The organism is Pseudomonas sp. FW305-20, from assembly GCF_058788075.1.
Window position 1 is genome coordinate 50,069 of record NZ_JBYTAJ010000002.1, and the last position, 20,099, is coordinate 70,167.

The 20,099-nt window shown below is 59.8% G+C and carries 19 protein-coding genes; 12 read left to right on the forward strand and 7 right to left on the reverse strand.

Annotation, left to right across the window (positions count from 1 at the left end):
• Positions 1 to 2: 2 nt before the first annotated feature.
• The 4 genes from AC3WP4_RS02230 to gloB form a co-directional block, all read right to left on the reverse strand.
• The gene (locus tag AC3WP4_RS02230; RefSeq protein WP_102616353.1) at positions 3 to 1,844 is read right to left on the reverse strand and encodes an extracellular solute-binding protein; all 1,842 of its coding nucleotides are present in this window, start codon (positions 1,842 to 1,844) and stop codon (positions 3 to 5) included.
• Positions 1,841 to 3,673: an extracellular solute-binding protein gene (locus AC3WP4_RS02235; RefSeq protein ID WP_102616352.1), complete on the reverse strand. Its 1,833-nt coding sequence runs from the start codon at positions 3,671 to 3,673 to the stop codon at positions 1,841 to 1,843. The genes AC3WP4_RS02230 and AC3WP4_RS02235 overlap by 4 nt, the downstream gene beginning before the upstream one ends.
• Before the next feature lie 329 nt (positions 3,674 to 4,002).
• Entirely contained in the window at positions 4,003 to 5,457 is a 1,455-nt protein-coding gene (locus AC3WP4_RS02240) for a transglycosylase SLT domain-containing protein (protein ID WP_074876289.1), read from the reverse strand.
• A gap of 99 nt (positions 5,458 to 5,556) precedes the next feature.
• Positions 5,557 to 6,324 carry a hydroxyacylglutathione hydrolase gene (gene gloB, locus AC3WP4_RS02245; protein ID WP_074876291.1) on the reverse strand — a complete coding sequence of 256 codons (768 nt, stop codon included), beginning with the start codon at positions 6,322 to 6,324 and terminating at the stop codon, positions 5,557 to 5,559.
• A gap of 65 nt (positions 6,325 to 6,389) precedes the next feature.
• Here gloB and AC3WP4_RS02250 point away from each other — a divergent pair, with 65 nt between their 5' ends.
• The 5 genes from AC3WP4_RS02250 to AC3WP4_RS02270 all read left to right on the forward strand — a co-directional run bounded on the left by AC3WP4_RS02250 (position 6,390) and on the right by AC3WP4_RS02270 (position 11,690).
• On the forward strand, positions 6,390 to 7,148 hold the full coding sequence (locus AC3WP4_RS02250) for a methyltransferase domain-containing protein (RefSeq protein ID WP_074876293.1): 759 nt from the start codon (positions 6,390 to 6,392) through the stop codon (positions 7,146 to 7,148).
• A gap of 92 nt (positions 7,149 to 7,240) precedes the next feature.
• On the forward strand, positions 7,241 to 7,693 hold the full coding sequence (rnhA, locus tag AC3WP4_RS02255) for a ribonuclease HI (RefSeq protein WP_008028618.1): 453 nt from the start codon (positions 7,241 to 7,243) through the stop codon (positions 7,691 to 7,693).
• A 212-nt stretch (positions 7,694 to 7,905) separates the two neighbouring features.
• Positions 7,906 to 8,664 (forward strand): DNA polymerase III subunit epsilon, encoded by a 759-nt coding sequence (gene dnaQ, locus AC3WP4_RS02260; protein WP_074876294.1) that lies wholly within the window; start codon positions 7,906 to 7,908, stop codon positions 8,662 to 8,664.
• Between the two features lie 141 nt (positions 8,665 to 8,805).
• Complete coding sequence (locus AC3WP4_RS02265; protein ID WP_074876297.1) at positions 8,806 to 11,061, forward strand: Orn/Lys/Arg family decarboxylase; 2,256 nt, start codon at positions 8,806 to 8,808, stop codon at positions 11,059 to 11,061.
• A 14-nt stretch (positions 11,062 to 11,075) separates the two neighbouring features.
• On the forward strand, positions 11,076 to 11,690 hold the full coding sequence (locus AC3WP4_RS02270) for a GNAT family N-acetyltransferase (RefSeq protein WP_102614777.1): 615 nt from the start codon (positions 11,076 to 11,078) through the stop codon (positions 11,688 to 11,690).
• Here the strand turns inward: AC3WP4_RS02270 and AC3WP4_RS02275 are convergent.
• Both AC3WP4_RS02275 and AC3WP4_RS02280 read right to left on the reverse strand, forming a co-directional pair.
• Positions 11,656 to 12,549, reverse strand: a complete 894-nt coding sequence (locus tag AC3WP4_RS02275) for a LysR family transcriptional regulator (RefSeq protein WP_102614776.1) — start codon at positions 12,547 to 12,549, stop codon at positions 11,656 to 11,658. The genes AC3WP4_RS02270 and AC3WP4_RS02275 overlap by 35 nt on opposite strands.
• An 88-nt stretch (positions 12,550 to 12,637) precedes the next feature.
• The gene (locus AC3WP4_RS02280; protein WP_074876303.1) at positions 12,638 to 12,898 is read right to left on the reverse strand and encodes a hypothetical protein; all 261 of its coding nucleotides are present in this window, start codon (positions 12,896 to 12,898) and stop codon (positions 12,638 to 12,640) included.
• A 176-nt stretch (positions 12,899 to 13,074) separates the two neighbouring features.
• On the opposite strand from AC3WP4_RS02280, the gene AC3WP4_RS02285 reads away from it, so the two are divergent.
• Together AC3WP4_RS02285 and AC3WP4_RS02290 are read left to right on the forward strand one after the other, a co-directional pair.
• Positions 13,075 to 13,635 carry an NADPH-dependent FMN reductase gene (locus tag AC3WP4_RS02285; RefSeq protein ID WP_074876305.1) on the forward strand — a complete coding sequence of 187 codons (561 nt, stop codon included), beginning with the start codon at positions 13,075 to 13,077 and terminating at the stop codon, positions 13,633 to 13,635.
• A gap of 152 nt (positions 13,636 to 13,787) precedes the next feature.
• Positions 13,788 to 15,071 (forward strand): arsenic transporter, encoded by a 1,284-nt coding sequence (locus tag AC3WP4_RS02290; RefSeq protein ID WP_102614775.1) that lies wholly within the window; start codon positions 13,788 to 13,790, stop codon positions 15,069 to 15,071.
• Positions 15,072 to 15,184: 113 nt separating this feature from the next.
• Here AC3WP4_RS02290 and AC3WP4_RS02295 read toward each other — a convergent pair whose 3' ends face one another.
• Positions 15,185 to 16,135 carry a DUF1853 family protein gene (locus tag AC3WP4_RS02295; RefSeq protein ID WP_102614774.1) on the reverse strand — a complete coding sequence of 317 codons (951 nt, stop codon included), beginning with the start codon at positions 16,133 to 16,135 and terminating at the stop codon, positions 15,185 to 15,187.
• Between the two features lie 107 nt (positions 16,136 to 16,242).
• Here AC3WP4_RS02295 and AC3WP4_RS02300 point away from each other — a divergent pair, with 107 nt between their 5' ends.
• The 5 genes from AC3WP4_RS02300 to AC3WP4_RS02320 are packed head-to-tail and all read left to right on the forward strand — an operon-like array spanning position 16,243 to position 20,091.
• Positions 16,243 to 17,133, forward strand: coding sequence for an NAD(+) kinase (locus AC3WP4_RS02300; protein ID WP_007906781.1), 891 nt, complete (start codon positions 16,243 to 16,245; stop codon positions 17,131 to 17,133).
• Positions 17,130 to 18,104, forward strand: coding sequence for a metallophosphoesterase (locus tag AC3WP4_RS02305; protein ID WP_371916901.1), 975 nt, complete (start codon positions 17,130 to 17,132; stop codon positions 18,102 to 18,104). The genes AC3WP4_RS02300 and AC3WP4_RS02305 overlap by 4 nt, the downstream gene beginning before the upstream one ends.
• Positions 18,101 to 18,970, forward strand: a complete 870-nt coding sequence (locus AC3WP4_RS02310) for a rhomboid family intramembrane serine protease (protein WP_074876313.1) — start codon at positions 18,101 to 18,103, stop codon at positions 18,968 to 18,970. Before AC3WP4_RS02305 ends, AC3WP4_RS02310 begins: the two co-directional genes overlap by 4 nt.
• Before the next feature lie 33 nt (positions 18,971 to 19,003).
• Positions 19,004 to 19,264, forward strand: a complete 261-nt coding sequence (locus AC3WP4_RS02315; RefSeq protein WP_074876315.1) for a YeaC family protein — start codon at positions 19,004 to 19,006, stop codon at positions 19,262 to 19,264.
• Positions 19,261 to 20,091: a DUF2797 domain-containing protein gene (locus AC3WP4_RS02320; protein WP_102614773.1), complete on the forward strand. Its 831-nt coding sequence runs from the start codon at positions 19,261 to 19,263 to the stop codon at positions 20,089 to 20,091. The genes AC3WP4_RS02315 and AC3WP4_RS02320 overlap by 4 nt, the downstream gene beginning before the upstream one ends.
• Positions 20,092 to 20,099: the final 8 nt, after the last annotated feature.

Below are 20,099 nucleotides of genomic sequence, written 5' to 3' on the forward strand. Positions count from 1 at the left end.
GATTACTCCGTGCCCGCAGGGTCGGCTTGCAGTTTGGTTTCGACTTCTATCGGCAATGTCGCGTCGGGCTTGACCCACCAGGTATTAATGCCGATGTCGTACTTGGGGGAGATTTTCGGGTGGCCGATGTGGTTCCAGTACGCCACGCGCCAGGTCTTGATGTGCCAGTTGGGGATCACGTAATAGCCCCATTGGAGCACGCGGTCCAGTGCGCGGGCGTGGGCCACCAGACTTTTGCGCGAATCGGCGTTGATCAGTTGCTCGACCAACTGGTCCACCACCGGGTCTTTGAGGCCCATGGAATTGCGGCTGCCGGGTTTGTCGGCGGCGTCGGACATCCAGAATTCGCGTTGCTCGTTGCCCGGGGAGTTGGACTGCGGGAAGCTGCCGACGATCATGTCGAAGTCCCGCGAACGCACGCGGTTGATGTACTGCGAGACGTCGACCCGACGGATCACCAGTTCGATGCCCAGGTCGCTGAGGTTGCGCTTGAACGGCAGCAACACACGTTCGAATTCGGTCTGGGCCAACAGGAACTCGATGGTCACCGGTTTGCCATTGGCGTCGACCATCTTGTCATCGACAATCCGCCAGCCCGCCTCTTGCAGCAATTGATAGGCTTTGCGCTGCTGGGTGCGGATCATCCCGCTGGCGTCGGTCACCGGGTTCTGGAACGCCTCGCTGAACACCTGCTCGGGAATCTTGCCGCGGAACGGGTCGAGGATCGCGAGTTGATCGGCGTCCGGCAGGCCACTGGCCGCCATTTCCGAATTCTCGAAGTAGCTGCGGGTGCGCGCGTAGGCGCCGTTGAACAGTTGCTTGTTGGTCCATTCGAAGTCCAGCAACAGCGTCAGGGCCTGACGCACGCGCACATCCTGAAACACCGGGCGGCGCAGGTTGAACACGAAGCCTTGCATGCCGGTGGGGTTGCCGTTGGGGATCTCTTCCTTGATCAGCCGACCTTCGGCCACCGCCGGAATGTTGTAGGCCTTGGCCCAGTTTTTCGCGGCCGATTCCAGCCAGTAGTCGAACTGGCCGGCCTTGAGCGCTTCCAGTGCGACGGTGTTGTCGCGGTAGTAGTCGGTGGTCATCACGTCGAAGTTGTAGAACCCACGGTTGGCCGGCAGGTCCTTGGCCCAGTAATCCTTGACCCGCTCATAGCGCACCGAACGTCCAGCCTTCACTTCGCTGACCTTGTAGGGGCCGCTGCCCAATGGCATTTCCAGGTTGCCCTTGGTGAAATCGCGCGTCGCCCACCAATGCTTGGGTAGCACCGGCAGTTGGCCGAGGATCAGCGGCAGCTCGCGGTTGTTGGTGTGCTTGAACTTGAACAGCACCGTCAGCGGATCTTCAGCGACCACTTCCTCGACATCGCTGTAGTAACCGCGGAACAGCGGAGCGCCGTCCTTGATCAGGGTCTGGAAGCTGAACACCACATCCTCGGCGCGCAGCGGATGCCCGTCGTGGAAGCGTGCCTCGGGGCGCAGGTAGAAACGCACCCAGCTGTTGTCCGGGGCTTTTTCGATCTTGCCGGCAACCAGGCCGTACTCGGTGAACGGCTCATCCAGGCCCTGTTTGGCCAGGGTGTCGTAGATCATGCTGATGTCGTCGGCCGCGACACCCTTGTTGATGAAAGGGTTGAGGCTGTCGAAGCCGCCGAAACCGGCCTGGCGGAAGATCCCGCCCTTGGGCGCGTCGGGGTTCACGTAATCGAAATGTTTGAAATCGGCCGGATATTTCGGCGGCTCGTTGTACAGGGTCAGGGCATGTTGCGGGGCGGCACAGGCCAGCCCGGCAAACAACAGACCGCTGGCCTGCAAGAGCAGGGTGCGTACGGGTTTCATCGATCTTTCTCCGAAGATTTCAGCCACCAGGCGCTCAGGCCCAACGTGTAGGGCGGCGTGGTGACGAAGGCGAACCGGTTGCGGTAGGCCAGGCGGTGATAATTGAGGTACCAGTTGGGAATGATGTAGTGCTGCCACAGCAACACCCGGTCGAGCGCCTTGCCGGCGGCGACCTGTTCATCGCGGGTCTGGGCGGCGAGCAATTGTTCGAGTAAATGGTCGACCACCGGATTGGCAATGCCGGCGTAGTTTTTGCTGCCCTTGACCCCGACCTGGCTGGAATGGAAATACTGCCACTGTTCCAGGCCCGGGCTGAGGGTCTGGTTGAGGGTCATCAGGATCATGTCGAAGTCGAACTGATCGAGGCGTTGTTTGTACTGGGCGCGATCGACGGTGCGCAACCGGGCGTCGATGCCGATGCTGGCGAGGTTCTCGACGTAAGGCTGGAGGATACGTTCCAGGTTCGGGTTGACCAGCAGGATCTCGAAACGCAACGGTTGGCCGATGGAGTTTTGCAGTCGCTGACCGTTGAGCTTCCAGCCGGCCTCGGCGAGCAGCGACAGGGCCTTGCGCATGGTTTCCCGCGGAATGCCGCGGCCTTCGGTCTGCGGCAGGCTGAACGGTTCGGTGAGCAGCTTGGCGGGCAACTGATCGCGATAGGGCTTGAGCAGCAGCCACTCATGACCGACCGGTAGGCCGGTGGCGGAGAATTCGCTGTTGGGGTAATAACTCATGGCGCGCTTGTAGGCGCCGCTGAACAGCGTGCGGTTGGTCCACTCGAAGTCGAACATCAGGCCCAGCGCTTCACGGACCTTGGCCTCGGCAAAAGCTGGCCGCCGGCTATTCATGAACAGGCCCTGGCTCTGGGTCGGGATCTGGTGCGCGATTTGCGCCTTGATCACATCGCCACGACGCACGGCCGGGAAGTTATAGCCATTGGCCCAGTTTTTCGCCTGGTGTTCGATATAGATGTCGAATTCGCCAGCCTTGAACGCTTCGAAAGCCACGTCGCTGTCACGGTAGAACTCGACTTCCATACGATTGACGTTGTATTTGCCACGATTGACCGGCAAGTCCTTGCCCCAGTAATCCTTGACCCGTTCGAAAATGATCCGTCGTCCAGGCTCTACCGAGGTGATGCGATAGGGGCCGCTGCCCAGTGGCGGTTCGAAGGTGGTGGCCTTGAAGTCGCGACCTTTCCAGTAATGCTGGGGCAACACCGGCAACTCGCCCAGGCGCAGGATCAGCAACGGGTTGCCGGCGCGCTTGAAGACGAAACGAATACGTTGCGGATTGAGGATGTCGACCCGCGACACTTCCTGAAGGTTGGTGCGGTATTGCGGATGGCCTTCCTTGAGCAACAAACGGTAGGAGAACGCCACGTCATAGGCGGTAATCGGTGTGCCATCGTGGAAACGCGCTTCGGGGCGCAGATTGAACACCACCCAGCTGCGGTCTTCGCTGTATTCCACCGATTGGGCGATCAGGCCATAGCTTGAGATTGGTTCATCGCCGGACGGCGCGTACTGGCCGGTGCCGACCATCAGCGGTTCGTTGAGCTCGTTGATGCCGTATTGCAGGAAGTTGGCGGTGGAAACCGGGCTCGAGCCTTTGAATGTGTAGGGGTTGAGCGTATCGAAGGTGCCAAACGCCATCACCCGCAACGTACCGCCCTTGGGCGCTTTCGGGTTGACCCAGTCGAAGTGGGTAAATCTGGCCGGGTACTTGAGCGTGCCGAACTGCGCATAACCATGGCTTTCGCTGATCGTCGCGCTTGCGGGGGAGCTCAAGGCCAGGCAGATCAGGAGCAGGAGGAGGGCATGCTTCAAGTCAGGGATCCGATCCAGGCGGCTTGGGCTTTGTGGGCCGTACAGTAACAGCTTGTATCGACAGGAAAAAGACGGGGGGTTAATGCGTGGTTAATTGTCGGGGAGATTGGCCTGCAAGCGCAAAACCTGTGGGAAGGGGGTTTGCCTGTGGCGAGGGGGCTTGCCCCCGTTCGGCTGCGCAGCAGTCGTAAATCCTGCGAATGCGGTGGACCTGAAAAAGTGCTGGGCCGCTTCGCGCCCCGACGGGGGCAAGCCCCCTCGCCACAGGCAAGCCCCCCTCGCCACAACAGCCCCATCCACCACAAAAGCCCCTCGACAGGGCGTGCTTATTAATGTGGGGAAGCCACCGTCAGCATCTGGCCGGGCTTCAGCGCCTGGCCAACACGTGGGTTCCAGCGCTTGAGGTGCTGCATTTCAACGTTGAAGCGTTTGGCGACCATGTACAGCGAGTCGCCTTGCTTGACCTTGTATTGGGTCTGCGACTTCTGCTTGTCAGCTTTAGTGTTTGCTTTGCTGTTCGCCGCCACGACGGTGTTGACCCGACCGCGGCTGCGCTTGGTGGTGTCCTGCATGACCAATGTCTGGCCGGCCTTGAGGTTCTTGCCGGTCATCTTGTTCCAGCGCTGCAGATCCTTGACGTCGACGTTGTTGGCCTTGGCGATAGCGGCCAGGTTGTCGCCGCGTTTGACGCGGTAGGCACGTTTGAGGCCGGCGATTTCAGAGTCGTCTGCGCCTTCGAATACCGGTTTGAGCGACTTCTTGCTGATCAGCTCTTCAGGACGCATGGTCGACAGGCTGGCGGTCAACAGTTGCGCCTTGGACGTCGGCACCAGCAAATGCTGGGGGCCATCGATGGTAGTGCGCTGCTTGAAGGCAGGGTTGAGCTGGAACAGTTCGTCTTCGTCGATGTTCGCCACCGCGGCGACCTTGGACAGGTCCATGCGCTGGTTGATTTCGACGACCTGGAAGTACGGTTCGTTGGCGATCGGGTTCAGGTTCACGCCGTAGGCTTCAGGTGCCAGCACCACTTGCGACAGGGCCAGCAGCTTTGGCACGTAGGCCTGGGTTTCGGCCGGCAGCGGCAGGTTCCAGTAATCGGTCGGCAAACCGAGCTTTTCGTTGCGCTCGATGGCCCGGCTGACGGTGCCTTCGCCGGCGTTGTACGCGGCCAGGGCCAACAGCCAGTCGCCATTGAACATGTCGTGCAGGCGGGTGAGGTAGTCCATGGCCGCGGTGGTCGAGGCGGTGATATCGCGACGGCCATCATAGAAGCGGGTTTGACGCAGGTTGAAGTAACGCCCGGTGGAAGGGATGAATTGCCACAAGCCAACCGCGTTGGCCCGGGAATAGGCCATCGGGTTGTAGGCACTTTCAATCACTGGCAGTAGCGCCAGTTCCAGCGGCATGTTGCGTTCTTCAAGGCGTTCGACGATGTAGTGAATGTAGAGGCTGCCGCGTTCGCCGGCGTTCTCGAGGAAGGACGGGTTGCTGGCGAACCACAGGCGCTGTTGCTCGATGCGCGGGTTGACACCCACGTTGTCTTGCAACTGAAAGCCTTGGCGCATGCGCTCCCAGACATCTTGCGGAATTTGTGGAGTCGGTTTTTCGCTGAGCCAGATAGGTTTCTGCTTGGCCCGGGCGGCGATATTCGGAGTGTGTGTCGCTTCGGTCTGCGGCACATGGCTGGAACAGCCCGCCAGCGTGGCGGACACAGCCACCGCAATGGCTTGAGCCAAGCGGGTCAATGCGTCTGAATTGATGGCTTTACGAATAGATGACGACATTGGCTGGAAGTAAGTTCCGGGCAAAAATGTCGGGCGATTCTAGAAAGCGCACCCCCTGCGGTCAACCATTCAGAATTTTTGTACCAACGTGATGGCTACTTAGAACTTATCTTTCCAAGCACGCAGAGCAGCAAAAACCGCACTCGGAGCCCGGTTTTGGGTTCCATTCCGTTCGTCCACTTTTTCTTTAACGGATGTTACGTCGACACGCAAAAACGGGTTGGTCAGCTTTTCAAGCGCCAGAGTAGAGGGCAGCGTCATGATTCCGGCTTCACGTTGCGCGGTGACTTTTTCCAGACGTGCGGCGGTGTCCGCATTGCCCGGTTCGACCGCTGCGGCAAATTTCAGGTTGCTCAGCGTGTATTCGTGAGTGCAGTAGACCAGCGTATCTTCAGGCAACGCGGCCAGGCGGGTCAGTGAGGTATGCATCTGCTCCGGCGTGCCTTCGAACAAGCGCCCGCAACCGGCGGCGAACAGGGTGTCACCGCAGAACAGCAAACCATGATGGTAATAGGCGATATGCCCTAGGGTGTGGCCGGGCACGGCAAAGACATCGAAGTCCCAGCCCAGTACGCTCACGCGGTCGTTGTCCTTGAGCGACACGTCCCGCGCCGGGATGCTTTCGCTGGCCGGGCCGTAGACTGTCGCGTCTGTCGCTTTTTTCAGCTGCTCGACGCCGCCGACGTGGTCATGATGATGGTGAGTGATCAAAATATCACTCAACACCCAACCCGAATGCGCTTCGAGCCAGGCCTGCACTGGCGCGGCATCGCCCGGATCGACCACCGCGCAACGCTGGGTGCTGTGGTCTTGTAACAACCAGATGTAGTTGTCGGTGAAGGCGGGCAGGGCACTGATCTGTATCATCGTCGGATTCGCCAAGCGGAAAACAATGGCGCATCTTAGAACTTCCTGGCGCGTTGGAGAATGCAATGACCGATAAAGCGTTCGCTCAGGCTGATCCTGAATGGCTGACATTGATCAGCGCGGCCCGTGAATGGCTGTCCGGCCCCATCGGGCAATTTCTGCTGGACGAAGAACGTCGCATGCTCGAAGACGAGTTGGGACGATTCTTCGGTGGCTACCTGGTGCATTACGGCCCGTCGGCCCAAACGCCGCCGTCGGCACCGCAAGTGCAGCGCAATGTGCGGCTCGGCGCGCCGTTGCCGGGGGTCGAGATCGTCTGCGAAGAGCAGGCGTGGCCTTTGAGCGAGCATGCCGCCGATGTGGTGGTGTTGCAGCATGGGCTGGATTTCTGCCTGTCGCCCCACGGTCTGCTGCGCGAAGCGGCGAGCAGCGTGCGGCCCGGCGGGCATCTGCTGATCATCGGGATCAACCCCTGGAGCACCTGGGGCTTGCGTCATGTTTTTGCTCATGACGCGTTGCGCAAGGCTCGCTGCATCTCCCCGTCGCGAGTCGGAGACTGGCTGAACCTGCTGGGGTTCGCGCTGGAGAAACGCCGCTTCGGGTGCTATCGTCCGCCGCTTGCGTCACCGGCCTGGCAGGCTCGTCTGGCCGGCTGGGAGCGCAAGGCCGGTGACTGGCAACTTTCGGGTGGCGGCTTCTATTTATTGGTTGCGCGCAAGATCGTGGTGGGCCTGCGGCCCGTCCGTCAGGAGCGGCGCGAACCGATGGGCAAGCTGATTCCATTGCCGATGGCCAAGGTCAATCGTCGCCGCATCGATCCGTAAGACACTTTTTATTTTTCCGGCCGGGTTTGCCCCGGCCTCGGGCATCGTCGATCACCGATCGGCGAGCCACGGCATTTTCTGGATAGATTGGCATGAGCGATAGCGTAGAACTCTTCACCGACGGCGCCTGTAAAGGCAACCCTGGCCCTGGCGGCTGGGGCGCTTTGCTGGTGTGCAAGGGCGTTGAAAAAGAACTGTGGGGCGGCGAAGCCAACACCACCAACAACCGCATGGAGCTGATGGGCGCTATCCGTGGTCTTGAAGAACTCAAGCGCTCCTGCGACGTGCTGCTGGTCACCGACTCGCAGTATGTGATGAAAGGCATCAACGAGTGGATGGACAACTGGAAGAAGCGCGGCTGGAAAACCGCTGCGAAAGAACCGGTGAAAAACGCTGATCTGTGGAAGTTGCTGGATGAGCAGGTCAATCGCCACAACGTCACCTGGAAATGGGTGCGCGGGCACATTGGCCATCACGGCAACGAACGCGCCGACCAACTGGCCAATCGTGGCGTGGATGAAGTACGCGGGTACAAGCAGGCTTGATTCCGGCTCTACCGATGCACCGCGTCGTGGCCAATCGCGAGCAGGCTCGCTCCCACATTTGATCTTCGTTGAGCACAAAATCTGTGACCCCCGAATTCAATGTGGGAGCGAGCCTGCTCGCGATGGGTGCAACACGGCGTACCTGAAAGACCCCGGCGAGCGTGTTAACATCGCCGTTTTTGCACGAATGACCCGTTGAGAGCTGAGCACTGATGGCCACCAGATCCGTTGTACTCGATACCGAAACCACCGGCATGCCGGTGACCGACGGCCACCGGATTATCGAAATCGGTTGTGTCGAGTTGATCGGTCGGCGCCTGACGGGCCGGCATTTCCACGTTTATCTGCAACCGGACCGCGAGAGTGATGAAGGCGCCATTGGCGTCCACGGCATCACCAACGAATTCTTGGTCGGCAAGCCGCGCTTCACTGAAGTCGCCGATGAGTTCTTTGAATTCATCAAGGGTGCGCAGCTGATCATCCATAACGCGGCGTTCGACGTTGGCTTCATCAACAACGAATTCGCCCTGATGGGCCAGCACGATCGTGCGGACATCACGCAGCACTGCTCGATCCTCGACACCTTGATGATGGCCCGGGAACGTCACCCGGGGCAGCGCAACAGCCTCGACGCCTTGTGCAAACGCTATGGCGTCGACAACTCCGGCCGTGAACTGCACGGCGCCTTGCTCGACTCCGAGATCCTCGCTGACGTTTACCTGACCATGACGGGCGGCCAGACCAGCCTGTCCCTGGCCGGTAATGCTTCCGACGGCAATGGTTCCGGGGAAGGTGCGGACAACTCCGCCACCGAGATCCGCCGCCTGCCGGTCGATCGTCAACCGACGCGTATCATCCGTGCCAGCGAGGATGACCTGGCCCAGCACATGGCACGCCTGGAAGTCATCGCCAAATCCGCCGGCGCTCCATCGCTCTGGCAGCAACTGGCCGAGGCCAAGGCTCAGGCGTAGCGCTGCGATCTTTTGATCTTGATCAAGCGTAACGCGCCCCGATGACCCATTTCAGTGCATCACACTCGCCACATGCGCTCGAACCCTCTACCCTGAGGTGATTGGTGGACCACGGTCTGCCGCCTCAGGACACTGAGCCCCATGTATAAAGATTTGAAATTCCCGGTCCTGATCGTCCATCGCGACATCAAGGCCGACACCGTGGCCGGTGATCGCGTGCGTGGCATAGCCCGGGAGCTGGAGCAGGAAGGCTTCAGCATTGTCTCGGCGGTGAATTACACCGAAGGGCGACTGGTCGCTTCGACCCATCACGGTCTTTCCTGCATGTTGATTGCGGCCGAAGACGCCAGCACCCACTCTCATCTATTACACAACATGGCCGAGCTGATTGGCCTGGCGCGGGTGCGTGCGCCCGACTTGCCGATCTTCGCGCTGGGCGAGCAGGTGACCCTGGAAAACGCTCCCGCCGACGCCATGGCCGAACTCAATCAACTGCGCGGGATTCTTTATCTTTTCGAAGACACCGTGCCTTTTCTGGCCAGGCAGGTCGCGAGAGCGGCGCGCAAATATCTGGATGGTCTGCTGCCGCCGTTTTTCAAAGCGCTGGTGCAGCACACGGCCGACTCCAATTATTCCTGGCACACACCCGGCCATGGCGGCGGCGTGGCGTACCACAAGAGCCCGGTGGGTCAGGCGTTTCACCAGTTCTTCGGGGAAAACACTTTGCGCTCCGATTTGTCGGTGTCGGTGCCGGAACTCGGTTCTTTGCTCGATCACACTGGCCCGCTGGCGGAAGCCGAAGCTCGTGCTGCTCGCAATTTCGGCGCCGATCACACCTTCTTCGTGATCAATGGCACCTCGACCGCCAACAAGATTGTCTGGCATTCGATGGTCGCTCGCGATGACTTGGTGTTGGTGGACCGCAACTGCCACAAGTCGATATTGCACGCGATCATCATGACCGGCGCCATTCCGCTGTACCTGTGCCCGGAGCGCAATGAGCTGGGAATTATCGGCCCGATTCCCTTGAGCGAATTCAGCCGCGAATCGATCCAGGCCAAGATCGACGCCAGCCCGCTGACCAAGGGACGGGCACCCAAGGTCAAGTTGGCGGTGGTGACCAATTCGACGTACGACGGCCTCTGCTACAACGCTGAGCTGATCAAGCAGCAACTGGGCAATAGCGTCGAGGTCTTGCACTTCGATGAGGCCTGGTACGCCTACGCGGCGTTTCATGAGTTTTTCGCCGGGCGTTACGGCATGGGCACTTCCCGCAGTGAAGGCGGCCCCCTGGTGTTCACTACCCATTCCACCCACAAACTGCTGGCGGCGTTCAGCCAGGCGTCGATGATTCACGTTCAGGATGGCGGCGCGCGGCAACTGGATCGGGATCGCTTCAATGAAGCGTTCATGATGCACATCTCGACCTCGCCGCAGTACAGCATCATCGCCTCGCTGGATGTGGCGTCGGCCATGATGGAAGGCCCGGCCGGACGATCGCTGTTGCAGGAAATGTTCGACGAAGCGCTGAGTTTCCGCCGGGCGCTGGCCAATTTGCGTCAGCACATCGCCGCTGACGATTGGTGGTTTTCCATCTGGCAGCCGCCATCGGTGGAAGGCATCGACCGCGTGATCACCGATGACTGGCTGCTGCAACCCGACGCCGACTGGCACGGCTTTGGCGGCGTGACCGACGACTACGTGCTGCTTGATCCGATCAAGGTCACGCTGGTGATGCCGGGCCTGACGGCAGGCGGGGCCCTCAGTCAGCGCGGAATTCCGGCAGCGGTGGTCAGCAAATTCCTTTGGGAACGTGGCTTGGTCGTTGAAAAGACCGGGCTGTATTCGTTCCTGGTGCTGTTCTCGATGGGCATCACCAAAGGCAAATGGAGCACGTTGCTGACCGAGTTGCTGGAATTCAAGCGCAGCTACGATGCCAATGTCAGTCTCGCGACCTGCCTGCCGTGCGTGGCACAAGAGGATGTCGCGCGCTATCAGGGCATGGGATTGCGCGATCTGTGCGATCAACTGCACGCCTGCTATCGCAGCAATGCCACGGCCAAACACCTGAAGCGCATGTACACCGTGCTCCCGGAAATCGCCATGAAGCCATCTGACGCCTATGATCAATTAGTGCGTGGCGAGGTTGAAGCGGTGTCGATCGATGCTCTGGACGGGCGGATCGCCGCAGTGATGCTGGTGCCGTACCCGCCGGGGATTCCGTTGATCATGCCCGGCGAGCGTTTTACCGAGTCGACGCGCTCGATTATCGATTACCTGGCGTTTGCCCGTACGTTCGACAGCAGCTTCCCGGGGTTTGTCGCTGATGTGCACGGCTTGCAACACGAAGATGAGGGCAATGGACGGCTATATACCGTCGATTGCATCAAGGAATGAGGACCTTTCCCAGTATGCAACCGCTCATGAATCCGAAATACCCAGGGCTGTCGGTACGCGTTGCCGACGATGGTTTTGCAGCCTACATCTGGGGCAGTGATTTCAGTTTTGAAGTCGCGGTCTACGGTGCCGCCGAAATCGGTAAACCGGTGGAGCAGTGGCCGGTGACACCGATCACGCCCTATCGCAAGTGCTACGGCATCGATCCCGAGGAGTTCAGCAGTTTCCGCGATGCCGCTGACAGCGCGATCTTCATGGCTTATCTCGATGATGAGCCCGTGGGTCACCTGGTGGTCAGCACCAACTGGAACGGCTTTGCCCATATCGACGAATTGGCGGTGCATGCGCCGGCGCGTCGTCATGGTGTGGCCAAGTCGTTGCTGGATGTGGCGCAGTTCTGGAGCCGCAAAAAGAAACTGCCAGGCATCATGCTCGAAACCCAGAACAATAATCTGGGGGCCTGCCGGCTCTATGAGCGCCTCGGTTACGTCCTGGGCGGAATCGATCATTTGCGTTATCGCGGAATCGATCCGAACACCGCCGAAGTGGCGCTATTCTGGTATCGATTGTTCGATAACCCGCTGGAAACCCCGCTTAGTTCGCCAGCATCGCCACGGCTTGTTCCGTGATGATGCCCAGCAATGCCTGAACTGCCAGCGATGGCTCGCCGCTCTTGAGGGTCAAGGCATACAGGCTTATTGGCACGGCCGGCGCCAGCGGGCACGCATCCAGCCCGGCCGATTTCGCCCCGAGGGCAGTGAAAGGGTCGACGATGGCCAGGCCTTCACCGGCCTCGACCATGCTGCGCATCATCTGGTGAGTCTGTACCCGGGTGTGAATGACCGGGGCAGGACGCAGGGCATGCAGCTTGTTTTCCAGCGCCGGGCTCAGCGGATCATGACCTTCCAGGCCTACCATCGATTGGCCGGCCAGGTCCTGCAGCGAGATGTACTTCTGTTTGGGTTGCAACCAGCCGTGGGGTGCCAGCAGCTGAAGCTTGCCTTGGGCGATCACCTGGCAATGAATGTCGGCGTGATCGGGGTCATGCAGGCTTAATCCCAGATCGCTTTCACGCAGCAGCAGGTTTCTGACGATCTCGCGGGTTGGTTGACTCAGAAGGGTGCAAGGCGCATCAGGAAGGCGTCGGCGCAGGGCGGCAATGCTCTGTGGCAATAGCTGCTGTGCCAAGGGCGGCGTGCAGATAATCCGCAAGGGCGGAGCCTGATATTGCTTGAGGCTGTTGGCCAGCCGCTGAACCGGTTCGAGCGCTTGATAGACGTGGGCGATCTGGACCTGTAACTCCCGCGCCTCGCGCGTGGCCTGCAAGCGTCCACGCACGCTGGAAAACAGCATGAAACCCAACTGATCCTCGGCGTCGCGCAGAATCCCTTCGACTTCAGCCACAGGCAACTGCAGCCATTCGGCGGCGGTGCCCAGGTGACCGGTCTGCAGGAGCGCCTGGATCACTTCGATATGACGTAAACGCATGCGTGAAGTCCATGTTCAGCAGGTGAGGGAGTCAGTGGCTGAATCCTAACTCAAGTGCGCGCATATGACTTCTGCTCATAACACGGGGTTATGAAGCGACGTTGGTTTCCGGCAGATTGCCGACATAAGTGTCGGGCTCACGCACGATGGTCACGTCCGACTGCACCAGCAAAAACTGGTTGTCATCGAGTTTCCGTACGCGGTCGCCAATGGCCAGCTTGTAAGTGGTAACAGGCACCGAGCCAGTGAGGCCGTCTGCCGACGGGGTGGATTCCTGGAACTCATGCACGGAATAAACGCGGCCTTCCGCGTCTCTTGCATGGAACTGACCGACGAGTACTGCTGCCATCTGCTTAGAACCTCTGGGGATAAATCACTCAATTTGCGGCTCTGTAGACCGTGGTTGGGCGAGGTAAGTTTTCCTACAGGAAAAAAATAGTCAGGGGCGACGTTTTTTCAGTCGCCCACTGGTTGAATCGTCATCTATAACTACAAGCTCTTTCATCCGACAGTCGAGAATCTTCCATGAGCAACGTCTATACGATCGCTGTACTGGTCGGCAGCTTGAGAAAGGAATCGATCAATCGCAAGGTGGCGCTGGCCCTGGCCGACCTGGCGCCTGCCAATCTCAAACTGGTTATCGTCGAAATCGGTGATCTGCCGCTCTACAACGAGGACATCGATGGTGCTTCACCGCCGGCAGCCTACAGCACTTTCCGGCAACAAGTGAGCTCATCCGACGCGGTGCTGTTCGTGACTCCCGAATACAACCGTTCTGTGCCTGCGCCGATGAAGAACGCGATCGACGTGGGTTCGCGCCCCTATGGCAAGAGTGTCTGGAGCGGAAAACCAGGCGCGGTGATCAGTGCTTCGCCGGGCGCTATCGGTGGTTTTGGCGCCAACCATCACCTGCGCCAGTCGATGGTGTTTCTGGATGTGCCGTGCATGCAGCAACCCGAAGCTTATCTGAGCGGTGCCGGTTCAGCGTTCGACGAGGCGGGAAAACTGTCCGAGTCGCTAAAACCGTTTCTGCAAAAATTCATCAATGCTTATGGCCTGTGGGTCGAACAACACAAGAAAGCGTGACAAACCCTGTGTAGGAACATCGCACACCAATCTGTCGTAGCCGCTGCTACATCGATCCCAGTGCGTTTGGGAAGGAGGGAGCAAGTTTGCGCTTTACTCCTCCCGTGCATTGCGGCTGAATCGCGGTTTGTTTTCCGACAAGGCTGCACTGCATGCTGACCGCATCGTTGATTTTCCTGCTGACCATCACCTTGGTGATCTGGCAGCCAAAAGGCCTTGGCGTTGGCTGGAGTGCGGTGTTCGGCGCGGTGCTTGCGCTGATTTTCGGAGTCGTTCAGCTGAGCGACATCCCGCTGGTGTGGCAGATTATCTGGAACGCCACCGGGACCTTTGTCGCGCTGATTGTCATCAGTCTGCTGCTGGACGAGGCGGGGTTCTTTGCCTGGGCGGCGCTGCATGTGGCCCGCTGGGGACGGGGCAGCGGACGCAAGCTGTTTGCTTATATGGTGCTGCTCGGTGCGTTGGTGTCGGCATTGTTCGCCAACGACGGGGCTGCGCTGATTCTTACACCCATCGTGATTTCCATGCTGCTGGCGTTGCGTTTTTCCCCGGCGGCGACCCTGGCGTTCGTCATGGGCGCCGGTTTCATCGCTGATACGGCGAGTCTGCCGTTGGTGGTGTCGAATCTGGTGAACATCGTTTCCGCTGACTTCTTCAACATTGGTTTCAATCGTTACGCGGCGGTGATGATCCCGGTCAACCTGGTGAGTGTCGCGGCGACCCTGGCGATGCTGATGTGGTTTTTCCGTCGTGCCATTCCCAAGGACTACGACCCCGAGCAACTGGCGCAACCGGCTTCTGCGATCCACGACCACGCTACGTTTTATGCCGGTTGGGCTGTGTTGGTGATTCTGCTGCTCGGCTGCTTCGCGCTGGAACCGCTGGGGATTCCGATCAGTGCCATTTCTGCGGTGTGCGCGGCGTTGCTGCTGGCCATCGCCGCCCGTGGTCACAAGATTTCCACCCGCAAAGTCATCAAGGAAGCGCCCTGGCATATCGTGATTTTCTCGCTGGGCATGTACCTGGTGGTGTATGGCCTGCGCAACGCCGGGCTCACGGGTTACCTGGCCGGATGGCTGGATGGTTTTGCCGGCTACGGCGTATGGGGCGCTGCCATGGGCACCGGCGTACTGACCGCGCTGCTGTCGTCGATGATGAACAATCTGCCGACGGTGCTGATCGGTTTGCTGTCAATCGATGCCAGCCAGGCGACCGGGGTGGTGAAGGAGGCGATGATCTATGCCAACGTCATCGGCAGCGACCTGGGGCCGAAGATTACGCCGATCGGCAGCCTGGCGACGCTGCTGTGGTTGCATGTGCTGGAGCGCAAGAGTATCCGGATCGGCTGGGGGTATTACTTCAAGGTCGGGATTGTGTTGACGGTGCCTGTTTTGCTGGTGACGTTGGCGGCGCTGGCTTTGCGGTTATCCATCTGAACTGCGTTGGCCCTTTCGCGAACAGGCTCGCTCCTACAGGTATCTTCGTCACAAGGAAATCAAATGTAGGAGCGAGCCTGCTCGCGATAGGGCCAGCCCAGACGCTAAAAAACTCAGCCACTGCCAGGAACGTTAGGCCAAAGATCCGCCACCAGAAACAGCCGCTCTGCCTCTTCCCAATCACCTTGGGCGTTTTCTGTGAGTCGCACCAGCAATTGCGCCGGGGCCAGCGGCTCCAGCTCGCTGAGCCAGGTGTTCAGCTGTTCAACACTCCAGGTCTGCTCCGCCGGATAGTGCGCCGGCGCCAGCCAGGCATGGCGGGGCAGGGGTTGCCAGCGACCGAACGGGCGCTGTACGACAAAGTCTGCCCAGTCCTTCTGGTGCAGCCAGCTACCGCGTAAATGCTGGGGATGCGCACCATTCGGTGGCTCGGCTGACCCCGGCCACGGATACAGCAAATAACCGCCCAGCCAAAAGTGCGCACTGAACTGCTGGATATCCAGCGCCGCCAATACTTCGCGGCTCTCCGGGCGGGCCGAAATCGGCAGTTGATGCTGCGTCAGATGGGCCAGTTTACGGTCCAGCCGATCGTGGCAACCGGGGCCGAGCCACTGCGCCGTGTCGTATCCGTCGCCATTTTGCGGGCCAAGGTAAAGTTTGATCGCCAGTTCCAGATGATGCACGCCGTCACGATCGCGCAGCAGCATGTCCAGCTCACCCAGCGTGTGGCCTTCGCGGCGGATCGGCATATTGGCGGCAATCAGGTCGATACCCGGCGCGTGCTGCACGGCGTATTGCCAGAGGCGTTCGTAGTACAAGCCCAATCGCCGGGTTCGGGCCTGCGCCAGCCAGTGCAGCAAGTCATAACTGTCGTGATCGAGTTGCCGCAGCCACCGTTCCAGCCGATCCGGCGCTTGCACCCAGTCACTGCCGGTCAGCGGATGACGCTGCGGCCACGTCGTCACGCCAAGCATCGGCGGCGCGAGGATGACCCAAGCCAGGTCGCGCACTTCGGGATGGCGCAACTGGTGGGGTAACTGCAGCAAATCGGGAAATAGGATCATCTTGCGAGCATAGCCTCAATCGTGAGTACACCGCTGTGGCTGAAAGGATTTTGTCTATCCCGCGCTTTCGCCCATAATCGTGTTTTTCGCCGTCGCGCAGGAACCTCATGGAGCAATTTCGTAATATCGGCATCATCGGTCGCCTGGGCAGTTCGCAGGTGCTGGATACCGTCCGCCGACTGAAACGGTTTCTGCTCGATCGTCACCTGCACGTGATCCTCGAAGACACCATCGCCGAAGTGTTGCCGGGCCATGGCTTGCAAACCTCGTCGCGCAAGATGCTCGGCGAAGTATGTGACATGGTGATTGTGGTGGGTGGTGACGGCAGCCTGTTGGGTGCCGCCCGGGCGCTGGCCCGGCACAATATCCCGGTGCTGGGCATCAACCGTGGCAGCCTGGGCTTCCTGACCGATATCCGCCCCGATGAGCTGGAAGTCAAAGTCGCCGAAGTGCTCGACGGCCACTATCTGGTCGAAAACCGCTTCCTGCTGCAAGCCGAAGTTCGTCGTCATGCCGAGGCCATCGGTCAGGGCGACGCGCTGAACGACGTGGTGCTGCACCCTGGCAAGTCAACGCGGATGATCGAGTTCGAACTGTACATCGACGGCCAGTTCGTCTGCAGCCAGAAGGCCGACGGCCTGATCGTCGCCACTCCGACCGGTTCGACCGCCTACGCGCTGTCGGCGGGCGGGCCGATCATGCACCCCAAGCTCGACGCTATTGTGATTGTGCCGATGTACCCCCATACCTTGTCGGGCAGGCCGATTGTGGTCGATGGCAACAGTGAGCTGAAAATCGTCGTGTCCAAAGATATGCAGATTTACCCGCAAGTCTCCTGTGACGGGCAGAACCATTTCACTTGCGCGCCGGGTGACACCATCACCATCAGCAAAAAAGCCCAAAAGCTGCGGCTGATTCATCCGCTCGATCACAACTACTATGAAGTCTGCCGGACCAAACTCGGTTGGGGTAGCAAGTTGGGTGGTGGAGGCGACTGATGCTCGATCCCGCGCGTAGCTACGACCTGATCGGTGACGTGCACGGTTGCGCTCTGACCCTTGAGCACTTGCTCGACCGGCTCGGTTACCAGAAACACGCTGGCGTCTGGCGGCATTCGTCGCGCATGGCAGTGTTCGTTGGCGACATCATTGACCGCGGCCCACGGATTCGCGAAGCGCTGCACATCGTTCACGACATGGTCGAAGCGGGTCAGGCGTTGTGCATCATGGGTAACCATGAGTTCAACGCCCTCGGCTGGAGCACGCCGGCGCCTCCGGGCAGCGGCAAGCAGTTCGTGCGTGAACACACCCCGCGCCATGCCCGTTTGCTGAACGAAACCCTGACCCAGTTCGAAGGCCATCCGGCCGACTGGCATGACTTCCTGCAATGGTTCTACGAGATGCCATTGTTCGTCGACGCCGGGCGTTTTCGCGTGGTGCATGCCTGCTGGGATGCAGGCCTGATCGAACCCTTGCGCGCGCTGTTCCCCAATGGTTGCGTCGATGAGCATTTCCTCCAGGCCTCGGCCGTGCCGGGCAGTTTCGCCTGCACCGTGTTCGATCGCCTGCTGCGCGGCACTGACATGCGCTTGCCGCACGGGTTGACCATGACCAGCGGCGATGGCCTGACGCGTTCGTTCTTCCGCACCAAGTTCTGGGAAGACGACCCGCAAACCTATGGAGACATTGTGTTCCAGCCCGACGCCTTGCCCGAACCCGTGGCCCGGACGCCGCTGTCGTCCACTGAAAAAAACACCTTGCTGCGCTATGGCGTCGATGAACCTTTGTTGTTCGTGGGCCACTACTGGCGCAGCGGCAAACCGGCGCCGATCCGGCCGAACCTGGCCTGTCTGGATTACAGTGCGGTGCTTTACGGCAAACTGGTCGCCTACCGTCTGGACCAGGAAACCCGTCTCGATCCGCATAAATTTGTCTGGGTCGACGTCGAGCGGCCGGAGGTGCTGCGATGAGTGCCGTTGCTGTTTTACGCCTGCCGCTGGCGGTGGACTTGAGCGGGTTCGTCAAACTGTTGCAGCGCATGCAGGTGCCGCATCGGGTCAGTGAAGAGGCGGGCGAGCAAGTGCTGTGGGTGCCGGCCAACATCAGCGAAGACGTGCGTGTGTTGTACGAACGTTTCCCGGCCGGTGATCCCGATCAACAGCTGGACATTCCGGTGGCGCAAACCGTCAAGCACCCAGGTTTCGTCGAGCAACTGCGCCACGCCAAGGCGACGGCGTTCGTGTTGCTGCTGAGCCTGCTGGTCGGCGCAGTGACGCTGCTGGGCGAAAACCTCGACACGTTGCGCTGGCTGACCTTCCTCGATTTCCGAGTTGTCGGCGAGTACATCCACTTCGTGCCATTGGCCGACAGCCTGGCGGCGGGGCAGTGGTGGCGTCTGGTAACGCCGATGCTGATCCACTTCGGCATCCTGCACCTGGCCATGAACGGCATGTGGTACTGGGAGCTGGGGCGACGCATCGAGTCGCGCCAGGGCAGCATCAACCTGATCGGCCTGACCTTGCTGTTCGGCCTGGTCTCGAACTACGCCCAGTTTGTTTTCAGTGGCCCGACACTGTTTGGCGGGTTGTCCGGCGTGCTGTACGGCCTGCTCGGGCATTGCTGGATCTTTCAGCTGTTGTCGCCAAACCCGGCTTATCGCCTGCCGCGCGGCGTGCTGGTGATGATGCTGGTATGGCTGGTGCTGTGTATGTCGGGACTGATCTCGTTGATCGGCTTCGGTGAAATTGCCAATGCGGCCCACGTCGGCGGGTTGCTCGTCGGATGCTTGACCGGCTTGTTGGGTGGTTTGTACAACCGCCGTAAACTGGCCGTCTAACCAGTTATGTCAATAAAGAGCGCGGAGCCCTTGATGTCCTCTTTTAACGAAATGATCAACAACATCACCCCCGAGATCTACCAGAGCCTGAAACTGGCGGTGGAAATCGGTAAATGGTCCGACGGTGGCAAACTTACCGCCGAACAACGCGAACTGTCGCTGCAAGCGATGATCGCCTGGGAAATCCAGAACCTGCCCGAAGACCAGCGCACCGGTTACATGGGCGTGCAGGAGTGCGGCTCCAAGTCGATCGAAGTGCCGAATATCCTGTTCAAATCGGATGCCGTCCATTGATCGAGATTGGCCGCGGTGCAATCAGCAAAATGTCGGCGCGCCTTGACGGGCCGAACGTGCAGTACGCGTTTCGTCTGGACGACGTCGAGGTGCCGGTCAATCCATTGATCGGGACCACGGTGCGCCTGGAATACCTGGGAGCGATTCATTGCACCCATTGCGGACGCAAGACTAAAACCAGCTTCAGCCAGGGTTACTGCTACCCGTGCATGACCAAACTGGCTCAGTGCGACATCTGCATCATGAGCCCGGAGCGTTGCCACTATGACGCTGGCACCTGCCGTGAGCCGGAGTGGGGCGAGAAGTTTTGCATGACGGATCACATTGTGTATCTGTCCAATTCTTCGGGAGTGAAGGTCGGGATTACCCGCGCCACTCAGCTGCCGACCCGTTGGATCGATCAGGGCGCCCGTCAGGCTCTGCCGATCATGCGGGTTTCGACCCGTCAGCAGTCGGGCTTCGTCGAAGACCTGTTCCGCAGTCAGGTGGCGGACAAGACCAACTGGCGTGCTTTACTCAAGGGCGATGCGGTGTCGGTCGATTTGGCGCAGGTTCGCGATCAGCTGTTCGACAGTTGTGCCGAAGGATTGCAAAGTTTGCAGGAACGATTCGGCTTGCAGGCGATCCAGACTATTGCCGATGTAGAAACGCTCGAGATCCGCTATCCGGTCGAGCAATACCCGGCCAAGATCGTCAGCTTCAACCTGGACAAGAATCCGATCGCCGAAGGCACGCTGCTGGGAATCAAGGGGCAGTACCTGATTTTCGACACCGGCGTAATCAATATTCGTAAATACACGGCCTACCAGCTCGCCGTGCATCAGTAAGGACTCCA